Source organism: Pseudomonas sp. SM4, from assembly GCF_051913165.1.
GTDB lineage: Bacteria > Pseudomonadota > Gammaproteobacteria > Pseudomonadales > Pseudomonadaceae > Aquipseudomonas.
Genome location: NZ_JBODOE010000007.1, coordinates 79,420 through 93,773, shown reverse-complemented (window position 1 = coordinate 93,773; position 14,354 = coordinate 79,420). Strand labels below are relative to the sequence as shown.

13 protein-coding genes are annotated in these 14,354 nt (G+C 58.0%); 10 read left to right on the top strand and 3 right to left on the bottom strand.

Annotation, left to right across the window (positions count from 1 at the left end; translation table 11 throughout):
• Positions 1 to 128 precede the first annotated feature (128 nt).
• The gene (gene prpD, locus ACQ4MY_RS14790; RefSeq protein ID WP_440095651.1) at positions 129 to 1,613 is read left to right on the top strand and encodes a 2-methylcitrate dehydratase; all 1,485 of its coding nucleotides are present in this window, start codon (positions 129 to 131) and stop codon (positions 1,611 to 1,613) included.
• Between the two features lie 98 nt (positions 1,614 to 1,711).
• On the opposite strand, the gene ACQ4MY_RS14785 is transcribed toward prpD, so the two are convergent.
• On the bottom strand, positions 1,712 to 2,626 hold the full coding sequence (locus ACQ4MY_RS14785) for a DMT family transporter (protein ID WP_440095796.1): 915 nt from the start codon (positions 2,624 to 2,626) through the stop codon (positions 1,712 to 1,714).
• Positions 2,627 to 2,740: 114 nt separating this feature from the next.
• Between ACQ4MY_RS14785 and ACQ4MY_RS14780 the strand changes: the two genes are divergently transcribed.
• Positions 2,741 to 4,156, top strand: a complete 1,416-nt coding sequence (locus ACQ4MY_RS14780) for a PLP-dependent aminotransferase family protein (protein ID WP_440095649.1) — start codon at positions 2,741 to 2,743, stop codon at positions 4,154 to 4,156.
• A 94-nt stretch (positions 4,157 to 4,250) separates the two neighbouring features.
• Here ACQ4MY_RS14780 and ppsR read toward each other — a convergent pair whose 3' ends face one another.
• Positions 4,251 to 5,069 (bottom strand): posphoenolpyruvate synthetase regulatory kinase/phosphorylase PpsR, encoded by an 819-nt coding sequence (gene ppsR, locus ACQ4MY_RS14775; protein ID WP_008076822.1) that lies wholly within the window; start codon positions 5,067 to 5,069, stop codon positions 4,251 to 4,253.
• 174 nt (positions 5,070 to 5,243) lie between these two features.
• Between ppsR and ppsA the strand changes: the two genes are divergently transcribed.
• The 8 genes from ppsA (at position 5,244) to ACQ4MY_RS14735 (ending at position 13,490) form a co-directional block, all read left to right on the top strand.
• Positions 5,244 to 7,619 carry a phosphoenolpyruvate synthase gene (ppsA, locus tag ACQ4MY_RS14770; RefSeq protein WP_440095648.1) on the top strand — a complete coding sequence of 792 codons (2,376 nt, stop codon included), beginning with the start codon at positions 5,244 to 5,246 and terminating at the stop codon, positions 7,617 to 7,619.
• Between the two features lie 184 nt (positions 7,620 to 7,803).
• The gene (locus ACQ4MY_RS14765) at positions 7,804 to 8,793 is read left to right on the top strand and encodes an alpha/beta fold hydrolase (RefSeq protein ID WP_008076824.1); all 990 of its coding nucleotides are present in this window, start codon (positions 7,804 to 7,806) and stop codon (positions 8,791 to 8,793) included.
• A gap of 226 nt (positions 8,794 to 9,019) precedes the next feature.
• On the top strand, positions 9,020 to 9,511 hold the full coding sequence (gene rraA / locus ACQ4MY_RS14760) for a ribonuclease E activity regulator RraA (RefSeq protein WP_440095647.1): 492 nt from the start codon (positions 9,020 to 9,022) through the stop codon (positions 9,509 to 9,511).
• A gap of 21 nt (positions 9,512 to 9,532) precedes the next feature.
• Entirely contained in the window at positions 9,533 to 10,528 is a 996-nt protein-coding gene (locus ACQ4MY_RS14755) for a zinc transporter ZntB (protein ID WP_440095646.1), read from the top strand.
• Positions 10,529 to 10,591: 63 nt separating this feature from the next.
• Positions 10,592 to 10,840 carry a hypothetical protein gene (locus tag ACQ4MY_RS14750; RefSeq protein ID WP_008076827.1) on the top strand — a complete coding sequence of 83 codons (249 nt, stop codon included), beginning with the start codon at positions 10,592 to 10,594 and terminating at the stop codon, positions 10,838 to 10,840.
• 2 nt (positions 10,841 to 10,842) lie between these two features.
• The gene (locus ACQ4MY_RS14745; protein ID WP_007916401.1) at positions 10,843 to 11,667 is read left to right on the top strand and encodes a mechanosensitive ion channel family protein; all 825 of its coding nucleotides are present in this window, start codon (positions 10,843 to 10,845) and stop codon (positions 11,665 to 11,667) included.
• 90 nt (positions 11,668 to 11,757) lie between these two features.
• On the top strand, positions 11,758 to 12,348 hold the full coding sequence (gene sigX / locus ACQ4MY_RS14740) for an RNA polymerase sigma factor SigX (protein ID WP_045122877.1): 591 nt from the start codon (positions 11,758 to 11,760) through the stop codon (positions 12,346 to 12,348).
• Between the two features lie 107 nt (positions 12,349 to 12,455).
• Positions 12,456 to 13,490 carry an OmpA family protein gene (locus ACQ4MY_RS14735; protein WP_440095645.1) on the top strand — a complete coding sequence of 345 codons (1,035 nt, stop codon included), beginning with the start codon at positions 12,456 to 12,458 and terminating at the stop codon, positions 13,488 to 13,490.
• Between the two features lie 97 nt (positions 13,491 to 13,587).
• On the opposite strand, the gene cobA is transcribed toward ACQ4MY_RS14735, so the two are convergent.
• The gene (cobA, locus tag ACQ4MY_RS14730; protein ID WP_440095644.1) at positions 13,588 to 14,343 is read right to left on the bottom strand and encodes a uroporphyrinogen-III C-methyltransferase; all 756 of its coding nucleotides are present in this window, start codon (positions 14,341 to 14,343) and stop codon (positions 13,588 to 13,590) included.
• Positions 14,344 to 14,354 lie beyond the last annotated feature (11 nt).

Genomic DNA, 14,354 nt, shown 5'->3' with positions numbered 1-14,354 from the left:
TTTTTTAGGTCAAGATCAAAAGATCGCAGCCTTCGGCAGCTCCTACAGGGTTTGCATTTCGATAATAAAAATCCAACACAGCCTGAACCGAGGTCCCATCAACGAACCACTTCAAGAGTGAATCGAACATGAGCGCCAACGTCGACCTGAACAACCGCCCCGACTACGACCGTGTCCTGCAGGACATCGCCGATTACGTCCTCACCTTCAAAGTCACCTCTGCCGAAGCCCTGGACACCGCCCGCAACTGCCTGATGGACACGCTCGGCTGCGGCCTGCTGGCCCTGCGCTTTCCCGAATGCACCAAACACCTCGGCTCGATCGTTGAAGGGACGGTGGTTCCTCACGGCGCGCGCGTCCCCGGCACTTCCTATCGCCTCGACCCGGTCAAAGCCGCGTGGGACATCGGCTGCATCGTCCGCTGGCTCGACTACAACGACACCTGGCTCGCCGCCGAATGGGGGCATCCGTCGGACAACCTCGGCGCGATTCTCGCGGTGGCCGATCATCTCTCGCAAAAACGCGTGGCCAACGCTGAAGCGCCGCTGACGATCCGCGATGTGCTGGAAGCGATGATCATGGCTCACGAGATTCAAGGCGTGATCGCCCTGGAAAACTCCTTCAACCGTGTAGGACTCGATCACGTCATCCTGGTGAAAGTCGCCTCCACTGCCGTCACCGCAAAATTGATGGGCGCCAATCGCAAGCAACTGTTATCAGCCTTGTCCCATGCATTCGCCGACGGCCAAGCGCTGCGCACTTATCGTCATGCCCCCAACGCCGGCTCGCGAAAATCCTGGGCGGCGGGGGATGCGTCGAGTCGTGGCGTGCGCCTGGCTGACATTGCCATGCGCGGCGAAATGGGTATTCCCGGGGTTCTGACTGCAAAGCAGTGGGGTTTTTATGACGTGCTGTTCAGTCACAACAACAGCGATCTGGCATTGAAACCCGAGGACAAACGCGCCTTCAGTTTCTCGCGACCGTTCGGCAGTTATGTGATGGAAAACGTCCTGTTCAAGATCAGTTTCCCCGCCGAATTCCATGCGCAAACCGCCTGCGAAGCGGCGGTGACCTTGCACCCGCAATTGCGCAATCGTCTGCATGAAATCGACCGCATCGTCATCACCACCCACGAATCGGTGATTCGCATCATTTCCAAAGTCGGGCCGCTGGCCAATGCCGCTGACCGTGACCACTGCATCCAGTACATGACCGCCGTGCCGCTGGCGTTTGGCAATCTGGTCGCCGAGCAATACGAAGACGATTTCCACAAGGCGCACCCGATCATCGATGTGCTGCGCGAGAAAATGGTCATCGTCGAAGAACCGCGTTTCACCCGCGAATACCTCGAGCCCGACAAGCGCTCGATTGCCAACGCCGTGCAGGTGTTTTTCAAGGACGGCAGCAGCACCGAGAACGTCGTGGTGGAATACCCGATCGGTCACCGTCGCCGCCGTGCCGAGGGCATTCCGTTGCTGGAGGACAAGTTCAAAGCCAATCTGGCCACGCGTTTCACCGGCCAGCGCAGCGGCGAGATTTTCGCGTTGTGCAAAGATCAAACCCGGCTGGAGTCCACCCCGGTCAACCGCTTCGTCGACCTGTTCGTCCTCTGAAGTTACAACCACGCTCCCTGTAGGAGCTGCCGCAGGCTGCGATCTTTTGATCTTGTTTTTTACAATCCAGATCAAAAGATCGCAGCCTTCGGCAGCTCCTACAGGGAAGGTTTGCGCCATTTTTCGATGGGCAATTTGGTGATGGCAAACCCGCTCAACAGGATCGCCGAATAGATCATCAGCTCCCGGGACAAGGTTTGCCCCTCGTACCAGGCGCCGATGATCACGGCGAACACCGGGAAAATGATAAACACGAACGACAGGATGATCGGGCTCAGGCGTTTGAGCAGCAAAAAGTAAACGATAAAGCCGCCCACCGAGGCCACCAGCCCGAGGTAAAACAGCGCGCCCCACGAGCGTGCGGTGATGTCCTGGAACACCGGTGTTTCGAAGCTCAGTCCGACAATAAATAACATCGCACCGGCGATACCGATCGGCAGTGTGTTGTAGGTGATCACGCTGATCGCACTCCCGTGTTTTTTCGTCACCACGTAACACAGCGCATGCATCACTGCGGCGCAGAGAATCGCCAGCACCCCCAGCCACTCCGCCTGATCCAGGTGCAGACCCTGACTGCGAATAATCATGAACAGACTGCCAAAACCAATGGCAATGCCGAGCATTTGCGACGGGTAGATTTTCTCGCGCAGAAATAGAGCAGAAAACAGCAGGATAAACACCGGCATGCAACTGAACAGCAGTGCCGTCAGACCAGACGAGACGTGCATCTCGCCGTAGTTGAGCAGGTAATACGGCAGGCTGAAATACGACAGCGTGACGAACACAAAAAACCAGCGGCTCTGCCGAGGGAACAGCAACGGTTCTTTGCGCAACAACGCGAAACTCAAAAACAGTGGAAATGCGATAAGAAAGCGCAGCCCGGCGGCCGTCAGCGGCGGCACGCTTTCCACGGCGATCTTGATCCCAAGCCAAGTGGTGCCCCAACTCAAGCAGACGATCAGAAACAGGGTGCTGGTGATCAATCCGGCGAGCCAGGGTTTGCTGATGTTCATCGGTGTGCTGACGGCGGTCGACATATTGGGTGCTCCGAGCGGTGGAATTGACCTGATCGATGAAACAGTCTATTTCTGATTGAACCTGTTTTAAGCACGCTATTCGGGGCGCGAATGACTGTCAAAGTAAGTATTGCCATGGTGTCAATCCTCCGCGACAGCCTCAGCAATGGCATCGGCGTGAAGTACAAACGCCTTGCCAATGGCGTGGCGCAGGCCATCGAGGAGGGTGTGATAGAGGCTGGCGGCAAGTTACCGCCGCATCGACTGTTGGCCGACAGCTTGGGCGTGACCATCGGCACGATCAGCCGTGCCTACGGTGAGCTGGAACGTGTGGGATTGGTCGTCGCCCGTGTAGGCGACGGCACTTACGTGCGTAAGAGGGGGATGGAGCGGCCGCAGGACAAAGGCTTTCGCAATGTCAGCGATGAGCCGTCCACGTGCCTGGACATGAGTCGGAATCAGCCGATGCCCGGGCAGGAAACCGAATTCATGCGGCAAAGCCTGCTGGATCTGGCCAATGAGCCGGGCGTCTTGCGGCAACTCAGCGGGTATACCGCCGAAGCCGGTATGGCGCGGCATCGCGTGGCGGGGGCCGTTTGGCTCAGCCACGGCGAATTCGTACCCCGCGCCGATCAGGTGCTGTGCGTCAACGGCGGCCAGCATGGTCTGTTGAGCGCGTTGATGGGGTTGCTCAAGGCCGGCGACACGGTTGTCACCGAGCATTTGTCCTACCCCGGATTGATCGGTGTTGCCCGTCAACTCGGGATAAAACTCATCGGCGCCGCGATGGATGACGAAGGGCTTTTACCTGCAGCGCTGGAGGAAATCTGCCGTCAACATCGCGTTTCGGCGCTGTATTGCACGCCGACGATCCAGAATCCTACGGCGGCGGTGATGTCCGTCCCACGGCGCGAGGCGATTGCCGAAGTCTGTCGCCAACACAATCTGCTGATCATCGAAGACGAAGCGCATGCGGTGCTGGATCGCCAGCGCCCGTTGCCGCTCAGTTATTTTGCGCCGGAGCGATCAATACTGATCGGTAGTTTGAGCAAGGCTGTTTCAGCGGGGTTGCGCGTCGGTTATCTGCACGCGCCGCAAGCGTTGATCGGCCGTATCAGTTCAGCCATTCGCAGCACGTGTTGGATGGCGAATCCTTTATCGATGGAAGTGGCGAGCCTGTGGATCGAAAACGGCATGGCTAAGCACTTGCTGGATGAGCAGATCATTGAGATTGGTCGGCGCAAAGCGCTGGTCGCGCCGGTGCTGGAGGGCTTGAGCTACAACACTCACGCCTTTAGTCCGCACTTCTGGGTGGAAGTCCCCGAGTTGTGGCGCGCCTCGCAGATTGCGGCGGAGTTGAAGGAGAACAATTATCTAGTGGCGACCGCTGAGGCGTTTGCGGTCGGGCATGCGGCGGTGCCGCAGTTCATTCGGGTGAGTGTGTGTAATTCGGTGGGGGATGATCGGTTGTTGCTTGGCGGGTTTGAGGCTCTGGCAAATGCCCTGACACAACACAATCCCCTGTAGGAGCTGCCGCAGGCTGCGATCTTTTGATTCTGTTTTTAAAAGACAAGATCAAAAGATCGCAGCCTGCGGCAGCTCCTACAGGAGGTTTGCAGGGTTATTTGAATCGTCGCTCCACGCCTTTCTCCACCAGAATTTTCGCCGAAATCTCTTCCACGGAAAAATGCGTGGAATTGATATTGGGGATGTTCTCGCGGCGGAACAGGTTCTCCACCTCACGCACTTCAAATTCGCACTGGGCGTAGCTCGAATAGCGGCTGTTGGGCTTGCGCTCATTGCGGATCGCGGTAAGGCGGTCCGGGTCGATGGTCAGGCCGAACAGTTTGTGCTGGTGCGCGCGCAGAGCGGCCGGCAGGGTCAGGCGCTCCATGTCGTCTTCAGTCAGCGGATAGTTGGCTGCGCGGATGCCGAACTGCATGGCCATGTACAGACACGTCGGTGTCTTACCGCAGCGCGACACGCCCACTAGTATCAGGTCGGCTTTGTCGTAATAGTGCGTGCGCGCACCGTCGTCGTTGTCGAGGGCGAAGTTCACCGCCTCGATGCGCTCCATGTAATTGGAGTTGTGCCCGATCGAATGGGACTTGCCGACGGTGTAGGAAGAATGCTCGGTCAGTTCCTGCTCCAGCGGGGCGAGGAAGGTCGAGAAAATGTCGATCATGAAACCATTGGACGTTGCGAGAATCTCACGGATGTCCTGATTGACGATGGTGTCAAAGATGATCGGGCGAAAGCCGTCGGTTTCGGCGGCTTTGTTGATTTGTTGTACCATGGCCCGCGCTTTTTCAACGCTGTCGATGTACGGTCGCGTGAATTTGCTGAAGGTAATGTTTTCGAACTGCGCCAGAAGGCTTTGACCCAGGGTTTCGGCTGTGATGCCGGTGCCATCGGAGATGAAGAAAGCAGATCGTTTCATTTGCACCTTGGGCCTTAAGCTAGTGACGATTCTTGGATATGATAGGCGCGATTTGTTGGCCGCCAATGGCCAGCATTCTCACTTATTTTCCAGGTCCAGGCCATACAACCGGCCGAGGCTCCCCCGGGCCGCCGGTTTCTGAGCTTTTCCAACACAGTTAGTGGAGAGATCACCTTGGTAGAGTACGTAGTTTCCCTCGATAAGCTCGGCAAACACGATGTTGAGCATGTGGGGGGCAAGAACGCATCCCTGGGCGAGATGATCAGCAACCTGGCAGGCGCCGGTGTGTCGGTCCCTGGCGGCTTTGCCACCACCGCCCAGGCCTATCGCGACTTCCTCGAACTGAGCGGCTTGAACGACCAGATCCACCAGGCCCTCGACGCGCTCGACGTCGACGACGTCAACGCCCTGGCCAAGACCGGCGCACAGATCCGTCAATGGATCATGGACGCCGAATTCCCGGAAAAACTCAATGCCGAGATCCGCACCGCGTTCGCCGCGCTGTCGGCCGGCAACCCTGATGTGGCCGTGGCTGTGCGTTCTTCCGCCACCGCCGAAGACTTGCCGGACGCCTCGTTCGCCGGTCAGCAGGAAACCTTCCTGAACATCCGTGGTGTGGAAAACGTTATCCGCGCCGCCAAAGAGGTGTTCGCGTCGCTGTTCAACGACCGTGCGATCTCCTACCGCGTGCACCAGGGCTTCGACCACAAACTGGTCGCCCTGTCGGCTGGCGTGCAGCGCATGGTGCGTTCGGAAACCGGCACTGCCGGCGTGATGTTCACCCTCGACACCGAATCCGGTTTCCGTGACGTGGTGTTCATCACCGGCGCCTACGGCCTGGGCGAAACCGTCGTACAAGGCGCGGTCAACCCGGACGAATTCTACGTACACAAGGGCACGCTGGAGGCCGGTCGTCCGGCGATCCTGCGTCGCAACCTGGGCAGCAAAGCGATCAAGATGATCTACGGCGACGAGGCCAAGGCCGGTCGTTCGGTCAAGACCATCGACGTCGACAAGGCTGAGCGCGCGCGTTTCTGTCTGTCCGACGCTGAAGTCAGCGAGCTGGCCAAACAAGCGATGATCATCGAGAAGCACTATGGCTGCCCGATGGACATCGAGTGGGCCAAGGACGGTGACGACGGCAAGCTGTACATCGTGCAGGCGCGTCCGGAAACCGTGAAAAGCCGCACCCAGGCCAACGTCATGGAACGTTACCTGCTGAAAGAAACCGGCACCGTGCTGGTTGAAGGTCGCGCGATTGGCCAGCGCATCGGCGCCGGCAAAGTGCGCATCATCAAAGACGTCTCCGAGATGGACAAAGTCCAGCCGGGCGACGTGCTGGTTTCCGACATGACCGACCCGGACTGGGAACCGGTGATGAAGCGCGCCAGCGCCATCGTCACCAACCGTGGCGGCCGTACCTGCCACGCAGCGATCATCGCTCGTGAGCTGGGCATCCCGGCAGTGGTTGGTTGCGGCAACGCCACCCAACTGCTGAAAGATGGCCAGGGCGTGACCGTTTCGTGCGCCGAGGGCGACACCGGTTACATCTTCGAAGGCGAACTGGGCTTCGACATCAAGAAGAACTCCGTCGACGCCATGCCGGAGCTGCCGTTCAAAATCATGATGAACGTCGGCAACCCGGACCGCGCCTTCGACTTCGCGCAACTGCCGAACGCCGGTGTGGGCCTGGCCCGTCTGGAATTCATCATCAACCGCATGATCGGCGTCCACCCGAAAGCGCTGTTGAACTACGACGGCCTGCCGCAGGAAATCAAGGACAGCGTCGACAAGCGTATCGCCGGTTACAACGACCCGGTCGACTTCTACGTCGACAAACTGGTGGAAGGCATCAGCACCCTCGCTGCAGCGTTCACGCCGAAAAAAGTCATCGTGCGTCTGTCGGACTTCAAGTCCAACGAATACGCCAACCTGATCGGCGGCAAGCTTTACGAGCCGGAAGAAGAAAACCCGATGCTGGGTTTCCGTGGCGCTTCGCGTTACATCAGCGAATCGTTCCGTGACTGCTTCGAACTCGAATGCCGCGCGCTGAAACGTGTGCGCAACGAGATGGGCCTGACCAACGTCGAAATCATGGTGCCGTTCGTCCGTACCCTCGGCGAAGCGAGCCAGGTGATCGATCTGCTGGCCGCAAACGGTCTGGCTCGTGGCGAGAATGGTCTGCGCATCATCATGATGTGCGAACTGCCGTCCAACGCGATCCTCGCTGAAGAATTCCTCGAATTCTTCGACGGTTTCTCGATCGGTTCCAACGACCTGACTCAGCTGACCCTGGGCCTGGACCGTGACTCCGGTATCATCGCGCACCTGTTCGATGAGCGTAATCCGGCGGTCAAGAAGCTGTTGGCCAACGCGATTGCCGCGTGCAACAAGGCCGGCAAGTACATCGGCATCTGCGGTCAGGGGCCTTCGGATCACCCGGATCTGGCCAAGTGGCTGATGGAGCAGGGCATCGAAAGCGTGTCGCTGAACCCGGATTCCGTGCTGGAAACCTGGTTCTTCCTCGCCGAAGGCCAGGCGCAGGCTTGATCCATACGTGAACGGCCCGTTCCCCTGTAGGAGCGAGCCTGCTCGCGAAGACGGCATAACATCCGCCATAAATGTCGGCTGATACACCGCAATCGCGAGCAGGCTCACTCCTACAAGGGGCGGGCTTTGAGATTGAAGTAGGGCGGGCTCCTGTGGATGCCGCCCTTTTTTGTGCAAGAGCATTATGCAAAGCAGCAGCAACCTATTTCCTGTCGCTCTGATCAGCGCCGAGCGGCGCGGCGATCTGAGCGAAGACGTTTATCGTTTGAAACCCGGCAACAGTCCCGACTGGTCGGTGGAAATCGCCGTCACCCGTTTGGGCATGGCCGACGACTCGGCGCCTCGCGGCGTGCCGGTGATTTTGCTGCACGGCAGTTTTTCCAATCGGCGTTTCTGGTTTTCACCCAAAGGCCTGGGGCTGGGCGCGTACCTGACACGTCTGGGCTTTGATGTATGGATTCCGGAGATGCGCGGCCATGGTTTGTCGCAGCGCAACGAGGAATACCGACGCAATCGTGTCGCCGACTACGCCCGTTACGACTTGCCGGCGATTGCCGCGTTCGTGCGTGAGCAGAGCGGGCAGATCCCGCACTGGATCGGCCATTCGCTGGGCGGCATCACTTTGGCGGCGGCGCTCGGTGGCGAATACCTTGGCGAGCCGGCCGTGGCCTCGGCGGCGTTTTTCGGCACGCAGGTCAGTCGCACCTACTGGCCGTTGAAAATCCCGCCGGTGGAGTGGAGCAGTCGCTTTATCCTCAAGCGTTTTGCCCAGTTGTCCGGTTCACGCCTCAAGCGCGGCCCTGAGGACGAGCCAATCGGTCTGGCCATCGAAAGCATGCGCTGGTACGGCTTGTTCGGCCGGTTTGGCGACAAGGACAAGGATTGGTGGGCGGGTCTGGCCGATGTTCAGGTGCCGGTATTGGCCGTGAGCGCGGCGGGTGATCATCAGGATCCGACTTGGGCCTGTCGCAAGTTGTTCGAACAGATTGGCGCCGAACACAAGCAGTTCATCAATCTGGGGCGTGATCAGGGCTTCAACGACAATTTCGGCCATGTTGAAATGCTGGTGAGCAAAGCGGCGCAGGTTGAAGTGTGGCCGTTGGTGGCGCGCTGGTTGAGCGATCAGCAGACACCGTTGCTGGGTGAGAAGCCGGATCTGGCCGCAGCAGTCTGAAGTCGCGCCGCTGAAAAGGGCGTTTCGTTCGGATTGGCTTGCGGCTAAGATATGACGCATTGTGCGGTTCTGGTCATTTTTGGTGGCTGTTTAGCGATTACGTTTCAGCGTTTGTTCAGGTTCGTTCAGCGACCATGGGATGGACTAAGGTAAACAGCGACCGCCGGATCTCGTCTCAACAGAATGCGTCATCCTTGATCGTCTTCCTTGTTACAGGAGTTTTTCGATGAACCATTACCTCACGCCTGACCTGTGCGACGCCTATCCGGAGCTGGTTCAGGTGCTGGAACCGATGTTCAGCAATTTCGGCGGCCGTGATTCGTTCGGCGGCGAAATCGTGACCATCAAATGTTTCGAAGACAACTCGCTGGTCAAGGAGCAGGCCGACCTCAAGGGCAACGGCAAGGTGTTGGTGGTGGATGGCGGCGGTTCTCTGCGCCGGGCCTTGTTGGGCGACATGATTGCCGAGAATGCCGCCAAAAACGGTTGGGAAGGGCTGGTGATCTACGGCTGCATCCGTGACGTCGACGTCATTGCGCAAACCGATCTGGGCGTGCAGGCACTGGCCAGCCACCCGATGAAAACTGAAAAACGCGGCCTCGGCGACCTGAATGTCCCGGTGACTTTCGCCGGTGTGACGTTCCACCCGGGCCACTACATTTATGCGGACAACAACGGCGTGATCATCTCGCCGAGCCCGCTGCAAATGCCTGAATAAGCTTTCGACAAAGGGATGCGGATGTTCGAGGAAGAAAACGCGCAATGGGGGCTGGTGCATGCCCTGGTGCTGGACGGTAGAGGCGGTGCGCGTTCGATAGCCCGGACTGAGCTCGACGATTTGCAACTGCAGGCGCATGAAAGCCTGTGGCTGCATTGGGATCGCAGCCATCCGCAAACCCAGACCTGGCTGCGCAAATCCAGCGGCCTCAATGAATTCACCTGCGACTTGCTGCTGGAAGAGAACACTCGACCGCGCCTGTTGCCGCTGCCCGATTCCGAGCTGCTGCTGTTCCTGCGCGGGGTCAATCTCAATCCCGGCGCCGAGCCGGAGGACATGGTCTCGGTGCGGATTTTTGCTTCCGCCCAGCGCGTGATTTCCCTGCGTTTGCGTCCGTTGCGCGCCACCGATGAATTGCTGGTGCAATTGGCGGACGGCAACGGCCCGAAAACGGCGTCTGAACTCATCCTTTATCTGGCGCAGTTTCTCACCAACAAGGTGCAGGATCTGGTCACTTGCCTCTCGGAAATCGCCGATGAGGAAGAAGAAAAGATGGATGCCGACGAACGGTATACCCCCGAGCACGGCGCCATTTTGCACATCCGTCGCCGGGCCGCCGGACTGAAGCGATTTCTTGCGCCGCAGCGGGATATTTTCGGCCAGCTGACGCGGATAAAACTGCCGTGGTTCGTCGACGACGATGCTGATTACTGGAACGAATTGAACAACAGCCTGACCCGCTATCTGGAAGAACTCGAATTGACCCGAGAGCGCGTGGGGCTTGTGCTGGAGGCCGAAGACCGGCGTTTGAGCGAGCGCATGAACCGCACGATGTACCGCTTCGGGATCATCACCTGCATCTTTTTGCCGATGAGTTTCATCACTGGTCTGTTGGGTATCAACGTTGGCGGAATTCCGTTCTCCAGCAGCCCTTACGGCTTCCTGATCGCCTGCTTGACGGTGCTCGTTCTGGCCTTCGGCCAGTGGTGGTTATTCCGTCGTTTGCGCTGGGTCTGAACATGGCGCATGTGACCCGACCAAATCTGCCCGCGTCTTTCACAGACATCACGAGAGGTGCGTATGCACGATCCGTTTGAACAGTCTTTGCGCGACATGCTCAACGCTTCGCCGTCCAGTCGCGACGACGATGCCTGCCTGGGTCGCGTGCTCAAAACCGCCAACCGCCAGGTAGGCGCCGGTGATCTGTTCAGCCTGCTGGGCCGCTGGCTGCCCGCGCTGATGATCGCCTTGAATAACGGATCGGCCCATGTCTCGCCGGTTTCCCGTCTACGTAAACCTACTGCTCGCACTGCTGATAAGGCTGATTGAATATGGAACTTGATCTCTGGACTCAGAGCCTCGTCACTGCAATGACTGCGTTGTGGACCAAAGTCGCCAACTTCATCCCGAACCTGTTCGGCGCACTGGTCGTGCTGCTGTTGGGTTTCGTCGTGGCCAAGCTGCTCGATACATTGCTGTCCAAACTGCTCGCCAAACTGGGCCTCGATCGCCTGATGGGCGGCACCGGGCTGACCAAGCTGATGTCGCGCGCAGGCCTGCAAGTACCGATCTCGACCCTCATCGGCAAGATCGTCTACTGGTTCGTTCTTCTGATTTTCCTGGTTTCTGCAGCAGAATCCCTTGGACTTGAGCGAGTTTCAGCTACGCTGGATATGTTGGCGCTCTATTTGCCGAAAGTATTCGGTGCGGCGCTGGTTTTGCTGGTGGGGGTGTTGCTCGCACAATTGGCCAACGGGCTGGTGCGCGGAGCGGCAGAAGGCGTAGGCCTGGACTACGCTTCGGGGCTGGGACGCATCGCCCAGGGGCTGGTGATCATCATCAGCATCTCGGTCGCGATCAGTCAGCTTGAGGTCAAGACCGACCTGCTGAACCATGTGATTGTCATTGTTTTGATTACCGTTGGTCTGGCCGTTGCGCTGGCCATGGGTTTGGGAAGCCGGGAAATTGCCGGTCAGATTCTTGCGGGAATCTATGTGCGTGAGTTGTATCAGGTTGGGCAACAAGTGCGTGTTGGCGAGGTCGAAGGCCAGATCGAAGAGATCGGCACGGTTAAAACCACATTGCTGACCGATGAGGGTGAGCTAGTCTCTCTTTCCAATCGGATCCTGCTGGAACAGCATGTGAGTAGCCGCTAATCCGGCAAACCCTGCTAATGTATGCCGCCGCAAAATGCCAGCTGATGCTGGTTGTGGCGGACATTGACCTGACTGTCGGCACGACTTGTTTTGAATAAAGCCCAAACGCTATCCACGCGCTACGACCCCCGCGAGCTCTCTGATGAGGAGTTGGTCGCGCGCTCGCATACCGAGCTGTTTCACGTGACGCGCGCCTATGAAGAACTGATGCGGCGTTACCAGCGAACATTATTTAACGTCTGTGCGAGATATCTTGGGAACGATCGCGACGCAGACGATGTCTGTCAGGAAGTCATGTTGAAGGTGCTGTATGGCCTGAAGAACTTCGAGGGGAAATCGAAGTTCAAGACATGGCTATACAGCATCACGTACAACGAATGTATTACGCAGTATCGGAAGGAACGGCGAAAGCGTCGCTTGATGGACGCATTGAGTCTTGACCCCCTTGAGGAAGCGTCTGAAGAAAAGACGCCCAACCCTGAGGAGAAGGGCGGACTTGATCGCTGGCTGGTGTATGTGAACCCGATCGACCGTGAAATTCTGGTGCTACGATTTGTCGCAGAGCTGGAATTTCAGGAGATCGCAGACATCATGCACATGGGTTTGAGTGCGACAAAAATGCGTTACAAACGTGCTCTAGATAAATTGCGTGAGAAATTTGCAGGCATTGCTGAAACTTAGTTCAGCGCAAATATCTCTTACGTGTAGGCAAGTTCTGATAGACTTGCCGCCGAGTTGTCCCCCGGTTTGCGGGACTGCTTCACAATCACCAGATGGGGATTTAACGGATGAAACTGAAAAACACCTTGGGCTTGGCCATTGGTTCTCTGATTGCCGCCACTTCGTTCGGCGCTCTGGCACAAGGCCAAGGCGCAGTTGAAATCGAAGGCTTCGCAAAGAAAGAACAATTCGACAGCGCTCGTAACTTCAAGAACAACGGCAACCTGTTCGGCGGTTCGATCGGTTACTTCCTGACCGACGACGTTGAACTGCGTCTGGGCTACGACGAAGTTCACAACGTACGTGCTGATGATGGCAAGAACGTAAAAGGCGCTAACACCGCTCTGGACGCTCTGTACCACTTCAACAACCCAGGCGACATGCTGCGTCCATACGTCTCGGCCGGTTTCTCCGACCAGAGCATCGACCAGAACGGTTCGAACGGTCGTAACCGTTCTACCTTCGCTAACCTGGGCGCTGGTGCCAAGCTGTACTTCACCGACAACTTCTACGCCCGTGCTGGCGTTGAAGCTCAATACAACATCGACCAGGGCGACACCGAGTGGGCTCCTAGCGTCGGTATCGGTGTGAACTTCGGTGGCGGCTCCAAGCCTGCTGCTGCTCCAGTTCCAGCACCAGCTGAAGTCTGCTCCGACAGCGACAACGATGGCGTTTGCGACAACGTTGACAAGTGCCCGGACACCCCAGCCAACGTAACTGTTGACGCTGACGGCTGCCCAGCAGTTGCTGAAGTTGTTCGTGTTGAGCTGGACGTTAAGTTCGATTTCGACAAGTCTGTTGTTAAAACCAACAGCTACGGCGACATCAAGAACCTGGCTGACTTCATGAAGCAGTACCCATCCACCACCACTACTGTTGAAGGTCACACTGACTCCGTCGGTCCTGACGCTTACAACCAGAAACTGTCTGAGCGTCGTGCAAACGCCGTTAAGCAAGTTCTGACCAACCAGTACGGTGTTGAATCGTCCCGCGTTCAGTCTGTTGGCTACGGCGAATCCCGCCCAGTTGCTGACAACAAAACTGACGCTGGCCGTGCTGTTAACCGTCGCGTAGAAGCGCAGGTTGAAGCTCAAGCTAAGTAATTAGCTGCCGCTCTGAGAAAAGCCCGGCTTAGGCCGGGCTTTTCTTTGCCTGCGATTTGGCTTTGCAGCTTTAAAAGATCGCAGCCTTCGGCAGCTCCTACATGAAATCTGCATACATCCCGCAGGCTGCGATCTTTTGATCTTCAACAACAGCCGCCACCGCACCAATCACCAGAATCGCCGGGCTTTTCAGTCCAAACGCACACGCATCCTCTCCCATGCCCCGCAGATCACTCCGACATTCCCGCTGCTCCGGCAGTGACGCATTCTCGATCATCGCCACCGGTGTATCCGCCGCCATCCCGCCCGCCAACAATTGATCGCGAATCTCGCCCAGTTTGGCCACGCCCATGTAGATCACCAGCGTCGTGCCGCCTTGCGCCAGGGCCTGCCAGTTCAGTTGACTGTCGTCCTGGGTGTGCGCCGTCACCAGCGTCACCCCGCGCGCGACACCGCGCAGCGTCAGCGGAATATCACACTGCGTCGCTCCGGCCAGCCCGGCGGTGATGCCGTTGACCAGTTCCACCGCAACCCCGCGTTCACGCAACCACTGCGCCTCTTCACCGCCACGGCCGAAAATGCACGGATCGCCGCCCTTTAGCCGCACCACGCACTTACCTTGGCGGGCATAACGCAGCATCAAGCGATGAATGAACGCCTGCGGCGTCGAGCGACAACCACCGCGCTTACCCACGGCAATGATGCGTGCGGCAGGGCAGTGTTCCAGAACCGCATCGTTGACCAGGTCATCGATCAGCACCACATCGGCCTCACGCAGGGCGCGCACTGCTTTGAGGGTCAACAGTTCCGGATCGCCGGGGCCAGCGCCCACCAGCCAGACTTTTGCACTCATGTTGTTTTCCT